17 protein-coding genes and 5 pseudogenes are annotated in these 19352 nt (G+C 71.1%); 19 read left to right on the top strand and 3 right to left on the bottom strand.

The genetic code is table 11. The features are described from left to right. Positions 1-409 precede the first annotated feature (409 nt). Positions 410-1606, top strand: coding sequence for a macrolide family glycosyltransferase (locus C1708_RS31645; protein ID WP_157951301.1), 1197 nt, complete (start codon positions 410-412; stop codon positions 1604-1606). Positions 1607-1661: 55 nt separating this feature from the next. Next, positions 1662-1931 (top strand): annotated as a pseudogene (locus C1708_RS31640) (IS3-like element ISMyma3 family transposase); the annotation flags it as partial. 142 nt (positions 1932-2073) lie between these two features. Here C1708_RS31640 and C1708_RS31635 read toward each other — a convergent pair. After that, positions 2074-2955: an NAD(P)-dependent oxidoreductase gene (locus C1708_RS31635; RefSeq protein ID WP_106415900.1), complete on the bottom strand. Its 882-nt coding sequence runs from the start codon at positions 2953-2955 to the stop codon at positions 2074-2076. A gap of 96 nt (positions 2956-3051) precedes the next feature. Between C1708_RS31635 and C1708_RS31630 the strand changes: the two genes are divergently transcribed. The 12 genes and pseudogenes from C1708_RS31630 (at position 3052) to C1708_RS31570 (ending at position 14597) form a co-directional block, all read left to right on the top strand. Further along, positions 3052-3390 (top strand): winged helix-turn-helix transcriptional regulator, encoded by a 339-nt coding sequence (locus C1708_RS31630; protein WP_106415899.1) that lies wholly within the window; start codon positions 3052-3054, stop codon positions 3388-3390. Positions 3391-3996: 606 nt separating this feature from the next. Continuing rightward, a complete protein-coding gene (locus C1708_RS31620; protein ID WP_106415898.1) occupies positions 3997-4659 on the top strand; it encodes an urease subunit gamma in 663 nt (220 codons plus the stop codon). Then, entirely contained in the window at positions 4643-6481 is a 1839-nt protein-coding gene (locus C1708_RS31615; protein WP_106415897.1) for an urease subunit alpha, read from the top strand. The genes C1708_RS31620 and C1708_RS31615 overlap by 17 nt, the downstream gene beginning before the upstream one ends. 94 nt (positions 6482-6575) lie before the next feature. Beyond that, the gene (locus C1708_RS31610; RefSeq protein WP_106415896.1) at positions 6576-7250 is read left to right on the top strand and encodes an urease accessory protein UreF; all 675 of its coding nucleotides are present in this window, start codon (positions 6576-6578) and stop codon (positions 7248-7250) included. Between the two features lie 30 nt (positions 7251-7280). Continuing rightward, positions 7281-7979: an urease accessory protein UreG gene (gene ureG / locus C1708_RS31605; RefSeq protein ID WP_106415895.1), complete on the top strand. Its 699-nt coding sequence runs from the start codon at positions 7281-7283 to the stop codon at positions 7977-7979. Then, a complete protein-coding gene (locus C1708_RS31600) occupies positions 7976-8884 on the top strand; it encodes an urease accessory protein UreD (protein ID WP_198602661.1) in 909 nt (302 codons plus the stop codon). The genes ureG and C1708_RS31600 overlap by 4 nt, the downstream gene beginning before the upstream one ends. A gap of 1170 nt (positions 8885-10054) precedes the next feature. Beyond that, entirely contained in the window at positions 10055-10780 is a 726-nt protein-coding gene (locus tag C1708_RS31595) for a dienelactone hydrolase family protein (RefSeq protein WP_106415894.1), read from the top strand. Positions 10781-11752: 972 nt separating this feature from the next. After that, positions 11753-12289: an RNA polymerase sigma factor gene (locus C1708_RS31590; protein WP_106415893.1), complete on the top strand. Its 537-nt coding sequence runs from the start codon at positions 11753-11755 to the stop codon at positions 12287-12289. After that, a complete protein-coding gene (locus C1708_RS31585; RefSeq protein WP_106415892.1) occupies positions 12286-13044 on the top strand; it encodes a hypothetical protein in 759 nt (252 codons plus the stop codon). Before C1708_RS31590 ends, C1708_RS31585 begins: the two co-directional genes overlap by 4 nt. Positions 13045-13138: 94 nt before the next feature. Next, a complete protein-coding gene (locus C1708_RS31580; protein WP_106415891.1) occupies positions 13139-13318 on the top strand; it encodes a hypothetical protein in 180 nt (59 codons plus the stop codon). A gap of 167 nt (positions 13319-13485) precedes the next feature. Then, positions 13486-13752 (top strand): annotated as a pseudogene (locus C1708_RS31575) (VWA domain-containing protein); the annotation flags it as partial. 200 nt (positions 13753-13952) lie between these two features. After that, on the top strand, positions 13953-14597 hold the full coding sequence (locus tag C1708_RS31570; protein ID WP_106415890.1) for a LysE family translocator: 645 nt from the start codon (positions 13953-13955) through the stop codon (positions 14595-14597). On the opposite strand, the pseudogene C1708_RS31565 reads toward C1708_RS31570, so the two are convergent. Further along, positions 14594-15505, bottom strand: a pseudogene (locus C1708_RS31565) (IS5 family transposase). The gene C1708_RS31570 and the pseudogene C1708_RS31565 sit on opposite strands and share 4 nt — an antisense overlap. Positions 15506-15541: 36 nt before the next feature. Here C1708_RS31565 and C1708_RS31560 point away from each other — a divergent pair. Together C1708_RS31560 and C1708_RS36210 are read left to right on the top strand one after the other, a co-directional pair. Next, positions 15542-16171 (top strand): class I SAM-dependent methyltransferase, encoded by a 630-nt coding sequence (locus C1708_RS31560; RefSeq protein WP_030968184.1) that lies wholly within the window; start codon positions 15542-15544, stop codon positions 16169-16171. Between the two features lie 177 nt (positions 16172-16348). Further along, a complete protein-coding gene (locus tag C1708_RS36210) occupies positions 16349-16549 on the top strand; it encodes a hypothetical protein (protein WP_391663247.1) in 201 nt (66 codons plus the stop codon). Here the strand turns inward: C1708_RS36210 and C1708_RS31555 are convergent. After that, positions 16516-17221 (bottom strand): annotated as a pseudogene (locus C1708_RS31555) (IS701 family transposase); the annotation flags it as partial. The gene C1708_RS36210 and the pseudogene C1708_RS31555 overlap by 34 nt on opposite strands. Positions 17222-17271: 50 nt before the next feature. Between C1708_RS31555 and C1708_RS35390 the strand changes: the two are divergent. The 3 genes and pseudogenes from C1708_RS35390 to C1708_RS31540 form a co-directional block, all read left to right on the top strand. Continuing rightward, positions 17272-18104 (top strand): annotated as a pseudogene (locus C1708_RS35390) (ABC transporter); the annotation flags it as partial. Positions 18105-18412: 308 nt separating this feature from the next. Beyond that, a complete protein-coding gene (locus tag C1708_RS31545; RefSeq protein ID WP_106415887.1) occupies positions 18413-18946 on the top strand; it encodes a DUF488 domain-containing protein in 534 nt (177 codons plus the stop codon). A gap of 7 nt (positions 18947-18953) precedes the next feature. Then, positions 18954-19256 carry an MGMT family protein gene (locus C1708_RS31540; RefSeq protein ID WP_106416575.1) on the top strand — a complete coding sequence of 101 codons (303 nt, stop codon included), beginning with the start codon at positions 18954-18956 and terminating at the stop codon, positions 19254-19256. Positions 19257-19352 lie beyond the last annotated feature (96 nt).

Raw genomic sequence — 19352 nt, 5'->3', positions numbered from 1 at the left:
CACCGTCCGAGCCGTTGACGGCGGATGGTCGGCGGAGCTGCCGAGGGGACCGGGCATCGCCGTGCACCAAGGCGATGCCCGGGGCGGTGGGTCGGGAGTCGGGAAATGCCGCCGGCCCAGACGGAACGGGCCGGACCGCCAGGGCGCGAGTCGTACACCGTCCGGCCACCGACGCCGAACGGCCCCGGTCCGGCGCAGAGCACGGCGCCGGTGGCGACCCTCGACCGCGGCGTCATCCCTGTCCGGCAGGCCGACCTTCCGCGGTGCGGCGAGGAGGACGCGTGACGGCGTGGCCAGACGCCGGCTTCGGTCCGGTGGCGTGTCCACCGGTGTGGCTGTGGCGTTAAGGGATGGCACATGGATTTTTCCGCGGCACGGGTACCGCAGAGCAGGCTCTGGAGTGATGCGCATGCACGACGTCGTGGCCGGCGGTCAAGGGGGCGCGCGGCACGTGGCGGTGTTCAACGTGCCGATGCACGGTCATGTGATCCCCACCCTCGCCGTCGTACGGGAACTGGTCGATCGCGGCCACCGGGTGAGCTACGCGGTGACCGCGGAGTTCGCCGACGGTGTCCACGCGGCGGGCGCGACGCCCGTGCTCTATGACGCGCCCCCGGCAGGAGAGGCACCCGAGGACATGGCCGAGGGCGTCACCCTGGCCGTGGGCGTCAATGTGACGGCGCTGCCGCAACTGGAGGAGGCGTTCGCCGACGACGTGCCGGACGTGGTACTGGCCGACGTGTACGCGTGGGCGGGTCCGCTGCTGGCGGCACGCTGGAAGGTGCCGGCCGTCCAGCTGGCATCGACGCACATCCCCTACGAGGGACTGGTCCAGGAGTTCTTCGGCCTCGCGGACATCGCGCAGATCCCCGGTTTCTCCGAACTCTCAGGCGCGCTGGCGCACTTCGGGGTCCCCGGCGGCGTCCACTCCCTGACCCTGGCCCCACCGCGCAGCGTCGCCTTCTTCCCCCGCTCCTTCCAGCGGCGGCCGGAAACGGTGCGGGCCGGCGAGGCGCACTGGGTGGGCCCCGCCCTCTCCGAGCGTTCCTTCCAAGGTCACTGGCACAGACCGCAGAGTGACAAGCCGGTGGTGTACGTGTCGTTGGGCTCCCAGTTCAACCGGCGCCCGGAGTTCTACCGGGCGTGCATCGAGGCGTTCGACGGCCTGGGCTGGCACGTAGTGATGAGCGTGGGCGCCGAGGTGGCGGCAACCGGACTCGGCAAGGCAGGAGACGGGTTCGAGGTGCACGCGAGCGTGCCTCAGCTCGACGTTCTGGCCTCGGCCTCGGCCTTCGTCACGCACGGAGGTATGGGAAGCCTGATGGAAGCCTTCTCTCTGGGGGTGCCCGTCGTCGTGGTGCCGCAGATGGCCGAGCAGAAGGTCAACGCCGGCCAGGTCGAAGAACTCGGCGTCGGACGTCACCTCCCGCGGGACCACGCCACCGCCGAAACCCTGCGCAACGCGGTCCAGACGGTCATGGACGACCCGCAGATCGCCACCGCCGTGACCAGGCTCCGCCGGGACATCAGCGCAGCCGGTGGAGCCGCGGCCGCGGCCGACGTCGTGGAGAAGACACTGGCAGGTACGCCCATGACCACACACTGATCCGAAGCGCCCCGGGTCTGCCGGAAGCTCGGTTCCCTGAGAGGAGACCGAGTTCATGGCCCGTCCTTCCCCTTGCCCTGCCGAGCGTCGTGAGCGCGCGGTGCGCATGGTCGCGGGGACCCGCCCCGACTGCGCGACCGGGTGGGCCGCGTTGAAAGCGGTCGCCGCGAAGCTGGGCACCGGTGCCGCCGAGACGGTGCGGACCTGGGTCCGCAGGGCCCCGGCCGACACCGGCCGGCGTCCCAGGGTGACCGTGGAGGAGGCCGCGGAGATCAAGCGGCTGACGGCCGAGACCGCCGAGCTGCGGAGGACCGACGAGATCCTCAACCGGCGTCTCCGTACCGCCGTCGGAGACATTCCGCCCCACGAGCACGAGACCAACCAGAGCGTGTGGTGGAAATGCTGGTCACAGCGTCTCGTCGAGGACGGTGACCAGCACGGTCGTCCCCGGGGCGACAGGTGACCGGTCAGCGCACCAGCAGGTCGACCACGCCCGTCAGGTCCTCCTCGCCGCTGCCCTCGGCCAGACGGCGGCGCATCAGCTCGAAGTAGGGGCTGAGCAGTTCCGGGCTGACACCCTGCTGCTCGGCGGTGTTCAGGAAGGTCGGCGTGCCGGCCACCTGCATGGCGAGACTGGAGACGACACCCTTGGTGTAGTCGCCGCTCCGCAGCTGGTCGGCAGTCTGGTGAACCGCCGGGGCCATCGCGACGAGCCAGTCGGCGAGCAGCGGGGCGAGCGACGCGGGGTCGATGTCCTCCTTGCGGATCAGGGCGAAGGCGTGCGCGACACCGGCGAACATCCCGTACATGGCGCTGAGCAGGGCTACGTCGTAGAGGGCCGCGAAACCCGCGTCCTCGCCGACGTAGGTGGTGCCGACCGGGACGGCCAACGTCTTCCGGTGCCGCTCGAACAGCTCCCGCGAGCCGCTGTAGAAGACGTAGCCGCCGGCCTCCGGGACGCCGATCATCGGAGGGACGGCCATGATCCCGCCGTCCAGGTAGCGGGCGCCGCGCTCGCGGGCCCACTCGGCGCGGGCGCGGGCCTGGGCGGGGGTGCCGGTGGTCAGGTTGACCAGGTCCCGGCCGGCCAGGTCGGCGCCGGCCAGCGCCTCCTCGACCGAGGCGTCGTCCAGCAGGCAAACGATGACCAGGGGGTTCGCTGCGACCGCCTCGGCGGCGGTGTCCGCGACCGAGGCCCCCTCGGCGGTGAGTGCCGCGGCGCGGGCCGGGGTGCGGTTCCAGATGGTGAGCGGGTGGCCGGCGGCAAGCCAGGTACGGGCCAGCGCGGTGCCCATCGCGCCAAGGCCCAGCAGCGTGACGGGAGTTTTCTCAACAGTGGTGTGTGCCATGTCGATTAGGCTGGTCACCAGCCCGGGAGTGATCAAGTACGCACTTGGGAGTGGGTGGTTGCCCCGGGGTGAGTGAGCACGTCAGAGGGGTGGGACATGGCGACGCTGAACCGGCCGGGCACACCAGACGGACACATCTGCGGGATCGACACCGCGATGGAGGTGATCGGCGGCAAGTGGAAGGTGCTGATCCTCTGGGCACTGCACGAGCACCCCTACCGCCGCTTCGGCGAGCTGCGCCGGCTGCTTCCCGGCATCACCGAGAAGGTGCTGGCCTCTCACCTGCGGGAGCTCGAAGCGGACGGCGTCGTGCGCCGCGTCTCCTACGACGAGGTGCCGCCCCGCGTCGAGTACTCGCTGACCGAGGACGGCATACGCCTCAACGACGCGCTCCAGCCGCTGGCCGCCTGGGGTCGCGAGCGGCCGGCCACTTGAGGGCTGGAAGAAAAGGCGGGCCAGGGTCTGTTGTGAACGTGCTGGTCACAGTCACTCGTTGAGGACCGCGACCAGCACGGTCGCCTCGTGGCGGACCGCGAGCTCGTCGTATCGCGTGGCCACCGCCCGGTGGCGTTTCAGCCGGTTGGTGCCGCGCTCCACGGCACGGCGTTCTTTGTGGTCGTTCTTGTCGGACTTCGGTGGTCGCCCGCTTCGGGAGCCGCGCCTGGTGCGGTTGCGGACCCGGCCGGCCTTCTCCGGGATAGTGCAGCCGTTCCGGCGTCTGCGCAGGTAGGAGCGACGGGTGTGGGAGCCGTGGGCCTTGTCGGCGCGGATCTCGTCCGGCCTGGAGCTGCTCGCTGCGGGACGGGGTGGGCATCCGCGGGCGCGTCGGCCGTTCGCAGCGTGAGGCGGGGGGGGGCGTCGCGCCCCGTACGCGCTCTGTGCTCCCGGTTCACTCCATCAGGTTTGACCTGGCGTTTTCCCTGCCCATGGGTTCTCCGCTCTTCCAGGATCTGTCTGTGGCAGGTACGGCGGGCGGCATCTTCCTTCCGCCCGTGGTGCCTGCCGCGTGGGTGGAGCGACGAACAGGAGAGGGGGAACAGCGTGCACCTGACCCCGCATGAGCAGGAGCGTCTGATGGTCCACGTGGCGGCCGACGTCGCCCAGCGGCGGCGTGAGCGCGGTCTGCCGTTGAACTATCCCGAAGTCATGGCGCTGTTGACGGCGCATGTCTACGAGGAGGCACGGGCCGGGGCGACGGTCGATGCGGTGATGGAGTCCGGGCGGCATGTGCTGCGGCGCAGCGAGGTCATGGACGGTGTGCCGGAGATGGTCGACAACGTCCAGGTCGAGGCGACGTTCCCGGACGGGACGAAGCTGGTGACCATCAGTGATCCGTTCGACGAGGCGTCCACCACGGTGGACGTCCATCCGGGCAAGCAGGAGTTGCTGCCGGACGAGGACGAGCACCGGGTGGCCTTCAACGACGGTGCGACGCCCGTGCCGCTGGTGGTGCGCAACCCCAAGGACCGTCCGGTCCAGGTGGGATCCCACTTCCACTTCGCCGAGGCCAACAAGGGACTCAAGTTCCGCCGTGAGGCGGCCCACGGAATGCGGCTGCACATCCCGTCCGGCACGTCCGAACGGTTCGAGCCCGGCGACAGGCGCACCGTGATGCTCGTGCCGATCGCCGGTGAGCGGATCGTCCACGGGCTCCAGGCCGACAAGAGCGAAGAGGAGAAGCACCTCGATGCCGGACAGGACTGAGAAGAACAAGCCCTGGGACCCGCTGCCGCGTTCCCGCTACGCCGACCTGTACGGCCCGACCACCGGCGACCGGATCCGGCTCGCCGACACCAATCTCGTCCTGCGCGTCGACGCGGACTGGTGCGGTGGTCCGGGGCGCAGCGGTGACGAGATGGTCTTCGGCGGCGGCAAGGTGATCCGTGAGTCGATGGGCCAGTCGCACATCCCCCGCGACGACTCCCGCGAACCGGTGGACACCGTGATCACCGGTGCGCTGATCCTGGATCACTGGGGCGTCGTCAAAGCCGATGTCGGACTGCGCGACGGCCGCATCCACGCCATCGGCAAGGCGTACAACCCGGAGACCATGACGCCCCGGCCGAACGACGACCCGCGCGCTGCGGATTTCGTCGTCGGTCCCGAGACGGAGGTGATCTCCGGCAAGGGCCGCATCCTGACCGCGGGCGGCGTCGACACCCACGTGCACTTCCTCTGCCCGAACCAGATCCACGAGGCGGTCGCGTCGGGCGTGACGACACTGATCGGTGGCGGGACCGGCCCGGCCGAGGGCAGCACGGCCACCACCGTGACGCCGGGCAAGTGGCACATCCAGCGGACCTTCGAGGCGCTGGACTCCTTCCCGGTGAACATCGGCCTGCTCGCCAAAGGCAGCACCGTCTCGGCCAAGGCGCTCCACGACCAGGTCGCGGCCGGCGCCCTCGGCTTCAAGATCCACGAGGACTGGGGCGCCACCCCGGCGGTGATCGACGCCGCGCTGACGGTGTGCGAGGAGACCGGTGTCCAGGTCGCGCTGCACGCCGACTCGCTGAACGAGGCCGGTTTCGTCCAGAGCACCTACGCCGCGACCAAGAAGGACCGCAAGGCCAAGAAGGGCAGGTACCGCAGCCTGCACATCTTCCACATCGAGGGCGCCGGCGGCGGTCACGCCCCCGACATGATCAGCCTCGCCGGCAAACCGAACGTGCTCCCCGCGTCGACGAACCCGACCCGGCCCTTCACGGTCAACACCGTCAAGGAGCACGTCGACATGATGATCGTGTGCCATCACCTCAATCCGGAGGTCGAGGCGGACATGGCGTTCGCCGACTCCCGGATCCGGCCCTCCACCATGGCCGCCGAGGACCTGCTGCACGACATGGGCGCCATCTCGATGATGTCCTCCGACGCCCAGGCCATGGGCCGCATCGGCGAGATGATCATGCGGACCTGGCAGACGGCGCACGTCATGAAGTCCCGCTACGGCCCCCTGCGCGAGGACGACGCGCACGCGGACAACTTCCGTGCCCGCCGCTACGTCGCCAAGTACACGATCAATCCGGCCATCACCCACGGCATCGACCACGAGGTCGGCTCCGTCGAGGCCGGCAAACTCGCCGACCTGGTGCTGTGGGAGCCGAAGTTCTTCGGCGTCAAGCCGCACATGGTCATCAAGGGCGGCCAGATCTCCTATGCCCAGATCGGCGACGCCAACGCCTCCATCCCCACCCCGCAGCCCTACCTCCCACGCCCCGTCTGGGGCTTCCACGGCCGAGCCCCGGCCGCCAACTCCCTCAACTTCGTCGCCGAGGCCGCCCTCGACGGCGAACTCTCCGGGATCGGGCTGCTCAAGCCCCTGCGCGCGATCCGGTCCACCCGGGGGATCACCAAAGCCGACATGATCCACAACAACGGCGTCCCGGAGATTCGCATCGACCCCGACACCTTCGACGTCACCATCGGCGGCGCCACCACCTCCGACGTACGCACCACGGTCGACGGGCAGGAAGTCGGACGGAACTACGCCACCGAGCTTCCCCTGGCGCAGCGGTACTTCCTGTTCTGACCCTCGGTCGGCTGTTCCGGCTCTCGGCCGGGTCGTGGCGTGCCCGTGCGGTGCCGGGCCCGGCTTCTCCCTGCGAAAGGTTGTTCCTTCCCCCATGAGTCGTACGTGCCTGCTCGTCCTGGCCGACGGCCGTTTCCCCGCCGGCGGGCACGCCCATTCCGGCGGGATGGAGGCCGCCGTCGCCTCCGGCCGGGTCCACGACACCGCGAGCCTGGAGGCGTTCTGCCGGGGGCGGCTGCACACCGCGGGACTGGTCGCGGCCGGCCTCGCTGCGGCCGCCGCCGACGGCTACGACGCCCTCGCCCTGGACGAAGCCGCCGACGCCCGCACCCCCGTACCGGCGCTGCGCCACGTCGCACGCCGCCTGGGCCGGCAACTGATGCGCGCGGCCCGGGCCACCTGGCCCAGCGCCGACCTCGACCACCTCGCCCGTCACCGGCCCCGGGGCGCCCACCAGCCGGTCGTGCTCGGCGTCACCGCCCGCGCCGCCGGGCTCACCCCACTCGACGCCGCCCAGGCCGCCGCCTACGAGAGCGTGGGCGGTCCGGCGACCGCCGCAGTGCGCCTGCTGAGCCTGGACCCGTTCAACGCCACCGCCGTCCTGGCACGGCTCGCCGCCGAACTCGACACCGTCGCCGACGCGGCGGCCGGCGCGGCGGAGCGGGTGGCGACGGAGGGGGTCGCCGTCCTGCCCGCCGCGTCCGCTCCCCTGCTGGACATCACCGGTGAGCAGCACGCCGCCTGGACCGTCCGGCTCTTCGCCTCCTGACCAGCCCTGACCGTCACCTGGAGCATCCCTGTGCATCTCGACCACCCCGTGACCGTGTCGTACCGCCACACCCACAGCGCCGAACCGCTGCTCGCCGACGGCAGCCGCCGCGCCCTGCGCGTCGGCTTCGGCGGACCCGTCGGCTCGGGCAAGACCGCGACCGTGGCCGCACTGTGCCGCGCCCTGCGCGACCGGTTCTCCCTCGCCGTGGTCACCAACGACATCTACACCCAGGAGGACGCCGCCTTCCTGCGTCGTGAGGCCGTTCTGCCGCCCGAGCGGATCACCGCCGTGGAGACCGGAGCCTGCCCGCACACCGCCATCCGCGACGACATCTCCGCCAACCTCGAAGCCGTCGAGGAACTCGAGCGGACCCTGCACCCGCTCGACCTGATCCTCATCGAGTCCGGCGGAGACAACCTCACCGCGACCTTCTCCCGCGGACTCGTCGACACCCAGGTCTTCGTCATCGACGTGGCCAGCGGCGACGACATCCCCCGCAAGGGAGGCCCCGGCATCACCACCGCCGACCTCCTCGTCGTCAACAAGACCGATCTGGCCCCCTACGTCGGCGTCGACCTGGACACCATGAGGGCCGACACCCGCAAGCAGCGAGGGGACCTGCCGTACGCCTTCACCAGCCTCACCGGCGCCGGCGGCGTCCAGCCGGTCGCCGACTGGGTCACCGGCTGCCTCGCCGCCTGGCACACCACCGGATCCGCCCGGTGAACGCCGCCGCGCCCCAGGCGCCGACCGCGCTCCCACCGGCCGACGAGCCGTGGCGGACCAACGGTCCACCGCACGGCCCGCGCTCCACCGCGTCCGCCCCGGCGCACCCGTCGGGCGTCGTCGCCGCCGCCCGGATCCAGGCCGCCCACAACGGCCGCACCACCACGGTGCCCCTCCTGCACAGCGACGGTCCTTTCCACCTCCGCCGGTTACGAGCCCGCGGAGAACAGGCACGCGTCCGCGTGATCGGCGCGATGAGCGCACCGCTCGGCGGAGACCGGCTCGCCCTCGACATCACCGCCGGAACACGCGCCCGGCTGGAAGTGACCGGCGCAGCCGCCACCATCGCTCTGCGCGGCCCCACCACCGCACCGGCCACCTACGACGTGAGACTCCAGGCGGGCGACCACGCGAGTCTGCACTGGCTGCCGGAACCCTTGATCAGCACCCAGGGCAGCATCCTGCACCAGACGTTCACCATCGACCTCGCTGCCACCTCCCGTCTGCTCATGCGAGAGGAACAGCTCCTGGGCCGCTCCGGCGAGGAGCCGGGCCACCTCACCACCCGCCTCACCGTCCGCCGCGGCGGGCGGCCGCTCCTCGACCAGGACACCGCCTACGGCTGCCCGGCACCGGCATGGGACGGCCCCGCGGTCCTGGGACCCCACCGCGCCACCGGACAACTCCTCCTCGTCGACCCAGAGCTGCGCACTCCCCGCGCCCCGCACGTCATCGGCGACGACCCGGCCGAGGGCCACGCCGTACTGACCCCCCTCGCCGCTCCCCAGGCCCTCGTCGCCACCGCCGTCGCCTCGACACCGGCCCAGCTCCGCCATCTTCTGGACACCGCCCTCGCCTGCGCCTACGAGCCGCAAAGACCGAAGCCCGACGACGAGCAGCAGTGAAATCCGTGGTGGAGCAGAACGACGTCGCAGGAGTTCTCACCGTGGCGGACGCCTCGGCATCCGACGCGGCGTTCCGTCTCGCGGTCCTCTGACGCCCGTTACTGCATCCGGGGGCCGGCCCGACCGGGCGCGCAGACCGCCGGCCACCCGCGCAGAGCCCACCATTGCCCACGACCGAGCCCGGCCTGCCGACGGGAATCGCCCAGCGGTCCCCCCTCGGCCGACCGGCCGGCCGTCCCTCTCCTCATCCCGCTCACTCCGCGGCCGGACACCAAGAAGGCGGGGTTGCGTCAGTGAAGCGCCGCAGGGCCGGAGAGCGCCTCCCCACTGCGCTCCGGGCCTCCGCGTCCCGGCCGCTCCCATCTGTCCGCGAGAGGCCGGGGCCCGTCCTCCTGCACAGGTGCCCTTCACGGCGCAGCGAACCCTCGGGACCCGGATCGGAACGACGATGAGACCGCGTGCCAGGGCCTGTCCCTGCCCGCCGGATCCTGCACCAGGCTCTTGAACGCCCCCATCGAGCGCCCCCATCGCAGCGGCGGCTTCTTCACCATCACCGCCCCAGGCGGCGCCGCCGTCGAGACGACCTCCAGTGAAGCCGGACACGTCCTGCCCGGTACTCACGAGAGCGCCGCCGTCAGAAAGGACGGCCGACGCCGCAGCAGCGGTTGCGGGGAGGGGTGCACCGGCGAGCGCGGCCGTGGTCGTGATCCTCATGTTCAGCCCGACGACCGACCGGACAACAGGATGCGCAGCCCAGCAGGCCACTGACGTCCGGCGGGCCACCGGCCGGGCGGTCGGAGAACGTGACGGTCGCACACGCCTTCCGCCCGTCCCGTTGACGTGCCCGTCCGAGCGTCTCGTGGCGGGTCCGTCGCGCCGCATGATCACCACGACCACTCCGCACCCCGCGCTGCCCGCGTCCGTCCGGGACCGCGCGGACACCTTCCACAAGCGGAAAAACACGGTCCCGCCGGGGCGGCCGGCACAGCCTGCGCGGCAGCCCCGCCCCGGGCGCGCACTCGACCGTCGTCGACGGCGACCCCTGCCTGCGCCCGCCCGGTGACCAGCGGATCATGAGTCATCGCCGCATCTCGGAAGAACACCCGCGTTGTTCTGCCGGCGGCAGAACAACGGTCCGACCGGACTCGACGATCACTACAGTCCAGTCGCATGACGACGATCGCCACGCGCACGGTCGAGTACCCGGCCGACGGTCTGACGATGATCGGGTACCTCGCGCTCCCGGCCGGAGTCGATCGCCGGCCCGCGGTGCTGCTCGGGCCGGAGGGCATGGGGCTCAGCGACGTCGAGCGCCGCCGGGCCGATGCTCTCGCCGAGCTGGGATACGTAACGCTGGCCTTCGACCTTCACGGCGGGCGCTATCTGGGTGACCCCGAGGAGATGCTGGCCCGTTGCATGCCGCTGCTCGCCGATCCCGACCGGATGCGGGGCATCGGTCGTGCGGCGCTCGACGTGTTGCGTGCCGAGCCACGGACCGACCCCGACCGGATCGCCGCCGTCGGCTACGGCACCGGGGGCGCCGTCGGGCTGGAACTCGGGCGCGACGGCGTCGACCTGCGTGCGATCGGGACAGTCAACGCGCTGACCACGGGCCGACCGGGCGAAGCGGCGCGCATTCGCTGCCCGGTGTGGGCCGGGGTCGGGTCGGAAGACCCGATCATGCCACCCGCGCAACGAGGCGCGTTCACCGCCGAGATGCAGGCCGCGGGCGTCGACTGGCGCCTCGTGGTCTACGGCGGCGCCTTGCACGCCTTCCACCACCCGCCGGTCGACCACCCCGTGGTCCCCGGTGTTGGCTACCACCCACGGCACGCGCAGCGAGCCTGGCACGACGTCGTCGGCCTGCTCGCCGAGTGCCTGACCGTAGCGGAGTGATCTGATCGGGAACCGCGGTTCCGGGCCGCGGACCAGGCCCGTGGACCGCCACCGGCTCCGGTGGTCTCACCCTCGACGCGGTCAGCGGCTGGCGGGATCGGCCTGCCGCCCGGGTCGCCCTGGAAGACGGCGAGACACGCCTGAGCGGCCCGGCCTCTTTCGCTTCCGCCCGCGGGCCCGTGTCGGGCACAGGGAAGCGGTCCGGGTCGAGGCGGGGGGACGCGGTCGGTCCGATGTGCTGTGCGTGCCGCACGGACTGTCCTGCCGGATGCTCGGCCGTCGCCGTGCCCGTCCACCGGATCGTCGCGCTCACCAGCGACCGGCGCCGGCGCAGCGACGGACAGGTGCCCGCCCTCGGGTCGTACGGCGGCCAGGGGCCGCTTACATCACACGCGTCGGGTTCCGGTCCGTGCCGGGACGGCTGTGAACGGCGAGCTCGTCCGCATCCCGTGTCGCGTGCCGCGACGTCGACGAGGAGGACCGGCTCGCTCCCGTGCACCTCGTTGATCGGGTCCGCGCACGCCACGACTCCGGGCTCCGGTGGGGAGTTCCGCGCGGGCCGGGTCGTCACCCGAGCGGACCTCCCGGGCCCGGGTGCGGGCCGGGCGCTCGCCCCGAGGGGGGCTTGCTCCCGGGCGGGGGTGTTCTCACCGGTCGTCGTTCGCCTCAGAGGCGCGGCGACATGAGCCCGACTCCTGGTGGTTTCAGGCCGGTTTGGCTGATAACCGGAGACTCCCACTTGTGACTCCCGTCACGTCGAGTGGCTGCACAGGGCGAACCACGGCACCTCGGGAAGGGCCGATGCCGCAGCTCAGGCGAGGTGCCCTTCCCGCAACATGATCACCGTGGGCGACCGTTGAATATCGGACGGTCATATGAGAGGTCGTCTGCATGCGTGTTCGGGGCGCTGAGCCGGTTGAGTGGCCGTCACCGGCGCACGCCGGGCACCAGACACCTCAACGAAGAGGATCCATGCACGAAGACGTCTTCCGTGCCGACGACGGCCACGGTTCCGCCACACAGGAGCCGCTCCCCCTGCCGCTGGACTTCGAGGCGCACTACGTGATGAACCAGGAGGCGTGGCACTCCTACGCGCTGTACCGGCTCGGCACCAACGATGCCGCCGAGCGCGCGGTGCACCGCGCCTTCCTGGAAGTGCTGCGGAACTGGGACGCGCTGCTCGCCGAGGCCAACCTGCCGCAGCAGACCTGGAGCATCCTGCGGCGCGTCGTCGGGGACGAGGCGCTGTGCGCGGCACGCGACGGGATCACGGCGATGCCGAGCACGATCGGCCTGTACCCGGCGCTGCTGAAGCTGCCGCAGCGCCAGTTGGACGTGGTCATCCTGCGGTACGTCCTGCAGTACAGCAGCCGCAAGACCGGCTGGTACCTCGGTATCACCGCGAGCACCGTGGACCACCACTGCCGCAAGGCCCGCGAGCGCCTCGCCCCGGTCTACCACCGTCACCGTGGCACGAGCCCGCAGAAGAAGGAGGAGGCAGACCAGTGACATCTGTGAGGAACAAGCGCCCCGCCGAGGCCGAGACGACATGGGCGGAGCGTCTGCGCGAGGCGGATCCCGTCGTGCGCGAGCCGCGCCGGCCGTTCAACGTCGCCGAAGGGCTGCGCCGGCTGGCCGCGGACGCCGGGTACGCCCCGACCGCGCCGGCCCGGCCCACCGGCGCCGGCGCCCGCCGCCAGCTGGATCTGATCTCCCGGTGGACCGTCACCGAGGCCGGTGCCGCCGACCACGTCGAAGAACTCGCCGCGGTCATCGGCGACGACGGCACCGGCAGGCCCAACTGGGACGACTTCACCGAGTGGACGCCCGTCGACGTCCACGGCATCCACGTCTTCGCCTGCATCCTCCACCTCGCCGACCACCCCGAGAGCGCCGTGTTCTGGTGGCAGATCGCCGCCGGCGCCGAGCACACCGGCGCCGCCTACTGCCTGCACCTGCACCACCTCAGCCAGGGCGAGATCCGCGAAGCAGCCCTGTGGAAACGGCAGATGAGCGCCATGCGCGACCGCACCGCACAGCAGTGGTTCGACGGCCCGCCCAACGACTACACCCACGACCTGGTCGGCGCCGTGAACGCCTTCACCGCCTACTGCGCCCGCCACCGCGAACCGGCGCCGATCCCCACCCGCCGCCTGCAGAAGCGTTACGAAGCGCTCGCCGACCGCCACGACGAGGACGGACTGGTCTGCCGGCCCGACAGCCGGCTGCGCGACCGCATCCAGGAACTCATCACACCGCGCTGACCCAGCACCGACGAAGAAGCCCGGCAGGGACGAAGGCTTCCGGGCCGCCCGCCCCACCAGGTTTCAGGAGCAGTACCCACGAGGGAGCACCGCCATGAACGAGACCAACCGCACCGCCCCCGCCGCGCAGGCTCCCGGCCGCTTCGGCCGGGCATCGGCATGGATCCGCCGCCGTCGCGGCGCCCTCATCTCCAGCGCCCTGCGCGGCGCCGCCTACGGCTGCGGCGCCGGCATCGCCGGCCTGCTCTTCCGGTGGCTGCGCCAGATGATCTGAGCCGCTACCGTGCCCGCCCCTGAGAGCGGATCCGTCAGACCCGGCTCCCGTGCGGGACCGGGTGGGCGAGAGCCTCGGACAGGCGCCGCCGCAACCGTCACCGACGCGGACATCGAGCGCGTCGTCGTCGAGACGCTGGAGGAGGAACCCAAGGCACCAGCAGGTGAGCTGCCGAACGCTACCTGTGCAAGGCCGCCCGTGTTCCCTTGTTCTGGCAGTTCATCGGCTTCGGCGACCCCGATGACAATGAGTTCACATGCCCGCGCAAGCTGGACACCCTCGCCGTCCCGGCCCACCGCATCGTCGACAACGCAGGCTTCTTCCACGCCGGCCGCGCCCCGCAAGCCGTCCCCGACCACCGCCTCTTCGACCAATTGCTGCAGGAATTCCCCGACTGGCTGACCACCGCCCGCACCGCCGGCATCCTGAAATGAGACGCCCGGGGCTGTCCCCCGCACCGGCGCACCGACGGCCACCGCGCCCCACCGGCACGCCCAGCGGAGGACAGCAACCGCAAGAGTGCCGGCACCCGAAGACGACCCATACGGCTAGTACTGCAAAGGTGCTCGCCGTTGCAGTACTAGGTCCAAAGTCGGTCTGGTGACACCCGCCCACGGGGGCGAGAATTCCGTCCATGGTCAACTCCCACCAGTTGCTCGCTTTCTGCGCCATGTCGTTGCTTCTGTCAGCCGTGCCAGGACCGAGCGTGCTCTTCGTCATCGGACGAGCTCTCGCCCACGGGCGCAGAACGGCGTTGTCTTCTGTCCTCGGCAACGCGCTCGGCGGCTACGTGCTTGTCATCGCGGTCGCCATGGGCGTCGGGAGCGTGGTCGAGCGTTCGGTCCTGCTCTTCAACGTGATCAAGCTGGCCGGAGCCGCCTACCTCGTCTTTCTCGGTGCGAAGGCGCTGCGGGCGAGCTGGAGGGACCGGGCGGTCACGAGGACCGCCTCGGGTGCCGCGCCCGGCGGTGGCGGCGGCTCGGTCCGGGCGGGCTTCGTCGTCGGGGTGACCAACCCGAAAAGCATCGTCTTCCTCACCGCCGTCCTGCCTCAGTTCGTCGACCCGGAAGCCGGCCACGCCAGCATTCAGATGCTCCTCCTGGGCCTGGCCGGAGCCCTGCTGCAACTGGTCTCCGACGGCATCTGGGGGCTGACCGCCTCCACTGCGCGTGCCTGGCTGGGTCGTTCTCCCCGCCGCATGTCACTGATCGGTGGCACGGGAGGGCTGGCCATGATCGGCCTTGGGGCGTCTGTCGCCGTCACCGGCCGGGCAGATTAGAGCCTGTCTGACAAATGATCACCTGGCCGCTTCACGGAGCCAGAGGATCAGGGAGGCCAGGACAACCCCCGCGCGGTAGCGGTCTGCGAGCTTGTCGAACCTGGTTGCGATCGCACGGAACTGCTTGAGGCGGGCGAAGCATCGTTCGACCACGTTGCGGTCGCGGTAGATCTCCTTGTCGAAGGCGGGTGGCCGGCCACCGAGGCGCCCCCGGCGTCGGCGGTTGGCCACCTGGTCGCGGCGCTCGGGGATCGTGGCGGCGATACCCCGACGCCGCAGCAGATGGCGGATGGCCCTGCTGGAGTAGGCCTTGTCACCCAGCACGCGGTCCGGTGTCGTGCGCGGGCGGCCCGTGCCAGCGCGCGGGGTGCGGATCTTGTCGAGGACCTCGGCGAACGCAGTGGCGTCGTTGACGTTTCCGGGTGTGAGCACGATCGACAGCGGCAGACCCCGGCCGTCGACGGCGAGGTGGACCTTGGTGGTCAGCCCGCCCCAAAACCGGCCGAGGGCCTGGCGCGTCTGCGAGCGGCCCGGATCTTCCAGTTCGTCCCCGTCCGTGTCCCCCTTTTACGGGCGCCCGCGGCGTGCTGGTGGGCCCGGTTTACCGTGGAGTCGACAGCGACGGTCCACTCCACCCGGCCCACCGCGTCGTCACGGACCTGGACGTGCTCCAGCAGCTTCGCCCAGGTGCCATCAGCCTCCCAGCGGGCGAACCGCTCGTAGACGGTCTGCCACGGCCCGTACCGCTCGGGCAGGTCGCGCCAAGGAGCCCCGGTCCGCAGCCTCCACAGCACCCCGTTGACCACCTGCCGGTGATCACGCCACGGACGGCCGCGTCCGTCCACCTGCGGCAACAGGGGCTCCATTCGCCCCCATGCCGCATCCGTCAACTCACCTCGACCTGCCACAAGATCAATTATCAGACCGGCTATAGAGTCCTGCCCGTGGCGAATCATCAGGACGAGACCAGGGCGGCCTACGACGGAGTCGTCGAGCTGTACGCATCGCTGTTCGCAGGCCGGCTGGAGACTCAGCCGTTCGCCCGGGCCATGATCGGCACCTTCGCCGAACTGGTGCGCGCGACGGGCAACCTGCGGGCAGCGGACGTCGGGTGCGGGCCCGGACATCTGACGGCCATGCTGCACGAACTGGGCCTGGACGCCTTTGGACTCGACCTCTCCCCCGGCATGGTCGACCACGCCCGGCGGGCCCATCCGGCGCTGCGCTTCCAGGAGGCGCGGATGGAGTCCCTGCCGATCGAGGACGGCGCGCTCGGTGGCGTACTGGCCCACTACTCGACGATCCATACCCCTCCGGGGGAACTGCCGGAGCTGCTCGCCGAGCAGGTACGCGTCCTGGCGCCGGGTGGCCTGCTCCTGGTCTCCTTCTTCGGGACCGACGGACCGGAGCCGATCCGGTTCGACCACAAGGTGGCACCTGCCTACAGCTGGCCGACGGATCGCCTCGCCGAACTGCTGGCCGATGCCGGGCTCGTTCCCTTCGCCCGGCTGCTTCACGATCCGGCCTCCGAACGGGGCTTCCTCGACGCCCACCTGCTGGCCCGCCGTTCGTAGGTCCTGCCCGGCGCTACCCGCCAGACGGTCGGCGCACCTCCGGACTGCCAGCTCGGCGGACACTCGCTGACACGACGGGAATTGTCAGACAGGCCTCAGCGCTCATGGGCTGTGGCCTCGTTGTTTGCAGTGGCAGGTGCGGGCCTGGTGTTGGCGTCGTCGGCGCCAGGCCGACCAGTGCAGGATCTGTTCGACGGGGGTGAAGTGGCGCTGGGCGAGCCGGTGGATGAGGCGGCGTACCTCGGCGAGGCTCAGGGCTATGAGCTGAAAGGATCCGTTTCCGCTTTCCCGGTGTCGAGTGCGCGGGCCCTCGGGACGGTCAGGACGGCGTGGGCGGCCATGGCGAGGGTGACGTGGCGGGTGGCGGCCATGACGTGAAAGACGTCGGCCTGTTCGAGTTCGGTCCGTCAGCCTTTGCCGTAGCCGTAGTCCGCGTCCGCCGTCACCCACCGGAACGGAATCTCGTCGGTGACCGCCCGGCGGACCATCTCCCGGGCCATGGTGACCTTGGTGGCGAAGCCGATCGCGTCCTCGACGCCCGCGCGGCGGCATCGTTCCCGGTCGTCCGTCCAGGAGGCGGGCAGATGCAGGCGCCGGTCGATCAGCGTCCGCCCGCGACTGGTGGCGTAGGCGAGGAAGACGCCGACCTGGCAGTTCTCCGTGCGTCCGGTGGTGCCGGAGTACTGACTCCGGACGCCGGCCGACCGGTCGCCCTTCTCCATGAAACCGGTGTCGTCCACGATCAGAACCGCTTCCTGGTCCCCGAGATGCCCGACCACGTGGCTCCGGACATCGTCGAGGACCAGGTCGGCGTCCCACCCGATCCGATTCAGCAGCCGGTGCAGCCGGTGCAGCCGGTCCGGGCCTGCATGGCCGGCCTCCCCCCGCCAGCGTCCAGCCGTTCTTCCGCTCCAGCGGGGCTGTCAGTCCGCGCATGTGGGCCAGAGCCGACTCCCGCGGCTCCGACCGGCCGAAACGAGGAGCGAAACGGCCATGCAGAGCATCCAGTTCACCGGCCCATGTCCGAGCCTCGGCAACGTCCCCACCCATGCCCAGGACAACGACAGAGCCGGCCTCCCCTCACGGCAAGCACCGTTGCAGTACTGGTTGCCGGGCCCGGCGCGCTGAGCGTCCGCGACGGCGCGGTCGCGGCGTGGCCGGGAACCCGGCAGGGCGCCGGCCTGCACAGCATGTCCGTGCTCGCCGGCTCGAGGAGTCGGCGGACGCGTGATCGGGCGATGCGCTTCGTCCGGGGCGTCCCCTGCCCCGAGTGCCACGGCGGCCGCATCCGGCCGGAGGCGCTCACGGCACCTTCGCAGGTCGCTCGATCGCCGAGGGCCGACGCCATGCCGCTCGCCGAGGTCGTGAAGCTGCTGCGGCCCGTGGCGGACCTGCCCGAGGCGGCTGCCACCACGCCCACCGCCCGGTCCGGGGAGCCGACCAGGGCCGCGGTGCGCATCTGCGCCGACCTGGTCGCACGGGTCGACGTGCTGCTCGACCTCGGCCCGGACCACCTCGGCTCGGACGACGCTCGACGGCCTTGTCGCCGGGTGAGGCCCAGCGCCTGCGGATCGCCACCAGCTGCGCGCGCAGGGCTGTTCGGCATGGTCCATGCACTCGACGAGCCCTCCGCCGGCCCGCACCCGGCGGACACGGGGCCACTGCCGGACGTGCTCGACCAGCTCAGGGCGTCGGACAACTCGCTCTTCGCCGTCGAGCACGCTCTCGACGGCGTGCGCCGGGCCGACGGGGCGGTCGACATCGGCCCCGGTTCCCGCAGGGCCGGCTGCGCCTGACCGGCGTCTCCCGCCACAACCTGCGCGAGGTGTCCGTCGACGTGCCGCTCCGGGTGCTGACCGCGGTGACCGGGGTCTCCGGTTCCGGCAACTCGATCCCGGTCACGCAGGTGCTCGCCGAAGTCGTGGGCCGTCATCCCTGGCCGGGTCGGTCGCGACGAGGCACTGCGGGCGCTCACGGCCGCCGACGTCCGCGACGCCCCTCACCGCCGCCACGCCGCATGACCGGTACCCCGGCCTTACGGGCGGGGACTCCCCGCCGTCGCGTCACGGAAAGCGACCCCGCCGTACGAGATCGGGAGCGGAGGGACCGATCACCTTGCCCCGCACGAGGGAAGCACACTGGAGGAGAGCTGATGCCGCCGGCCTTCGCGCCTGCCCGCCTGGGCAGCTCCTCGCAGGCCGGAGAGCGATGCGAGCCCTGACAGCGTGACACGGAGATGTGATGGCGAACCGCGTATACACCATCGGGCATTCGACCCGCACCTTCGATGACGTGCTGTCAATGCTGCGGAAAAATGAGATCACCCACCTGGTGGATGTCCGTTCCTACCCGGCATCGCGCAAGTTTCCGCAGTGGAATCAGGACGCGATCATCGACGGTCTCCCCCCAGCTGTCCGATACCGGTGGATCCGGGAGCTGGGCGGCAGGCGGCACACCCCCAAGGGCGTCGAGAGCGTCAACACTGCGTGGCGGGTGAAGGCATTCCGGGACTACGCCGATCACATGATGAGCAGCGAGTTCATGAGAGGGCTGGATGAACTGCTCGACCTCGCCGCGCACGGCCGGCCGGTGATCATGTGCAGTGAGGCCGTGCCGTGGCGCTGCCACCGCAGACTCATCACTGACGCGCTGCTCGTCGCAGGTGTGGAGGTCACGCACATCATGTCCGCCACCGTGACGAAACCGGCGTCCTTGAACGAGTGCGCGTGCGTCCACAACGGGCGCATCACCTACCCTGCGCCCTGCGGTGAGTGAGATGAGCATGGACATCGTCGCAGAGGTCCGCGAGGCAGTCGCGGCCATCCCGGCGGGCAGCGTCGCTTCCTACGGAGACGTCGCGGAATGGATCGGAACGGGTCCCCGGCAGGTGGGGCGCGCGATGGGCCTCCTCGACGAGGGCGTGCCCTGGTGGCGCGTAGTCCACGCAGACGGCACGCCCGCGACGTGCCACCAGGGTCAGGCCCCTCGGCTGCTGGCCGAAGAAGGGACACCGATGCGCGGCGCACGAGTGGACATGCGACGCGCACGGCACCGCAGGCAGACGCCTGTCCCGCCGTCGCCGTGATCGCGAGGCGGCCTTGCCCCGGAGCCGGGGGTGCCGCGGCCCGGTCGGGGGCCGTTCCGTCAGGTTGACGCCCTGGTACGGAACACCGACGGCACC

This window comes from Streptomyces sp. DH-12, assembly GCF_002899455.1.
Taxonomy (GTDB): domain Bacteria; phylum Actinomycetota; class Actinomycetes; order Streptomycetales; family Streptomycetaceae; genus Streptomyces.
This window is presented reverse-complemented; position numbering and strand designations above follow the sequence as displayed.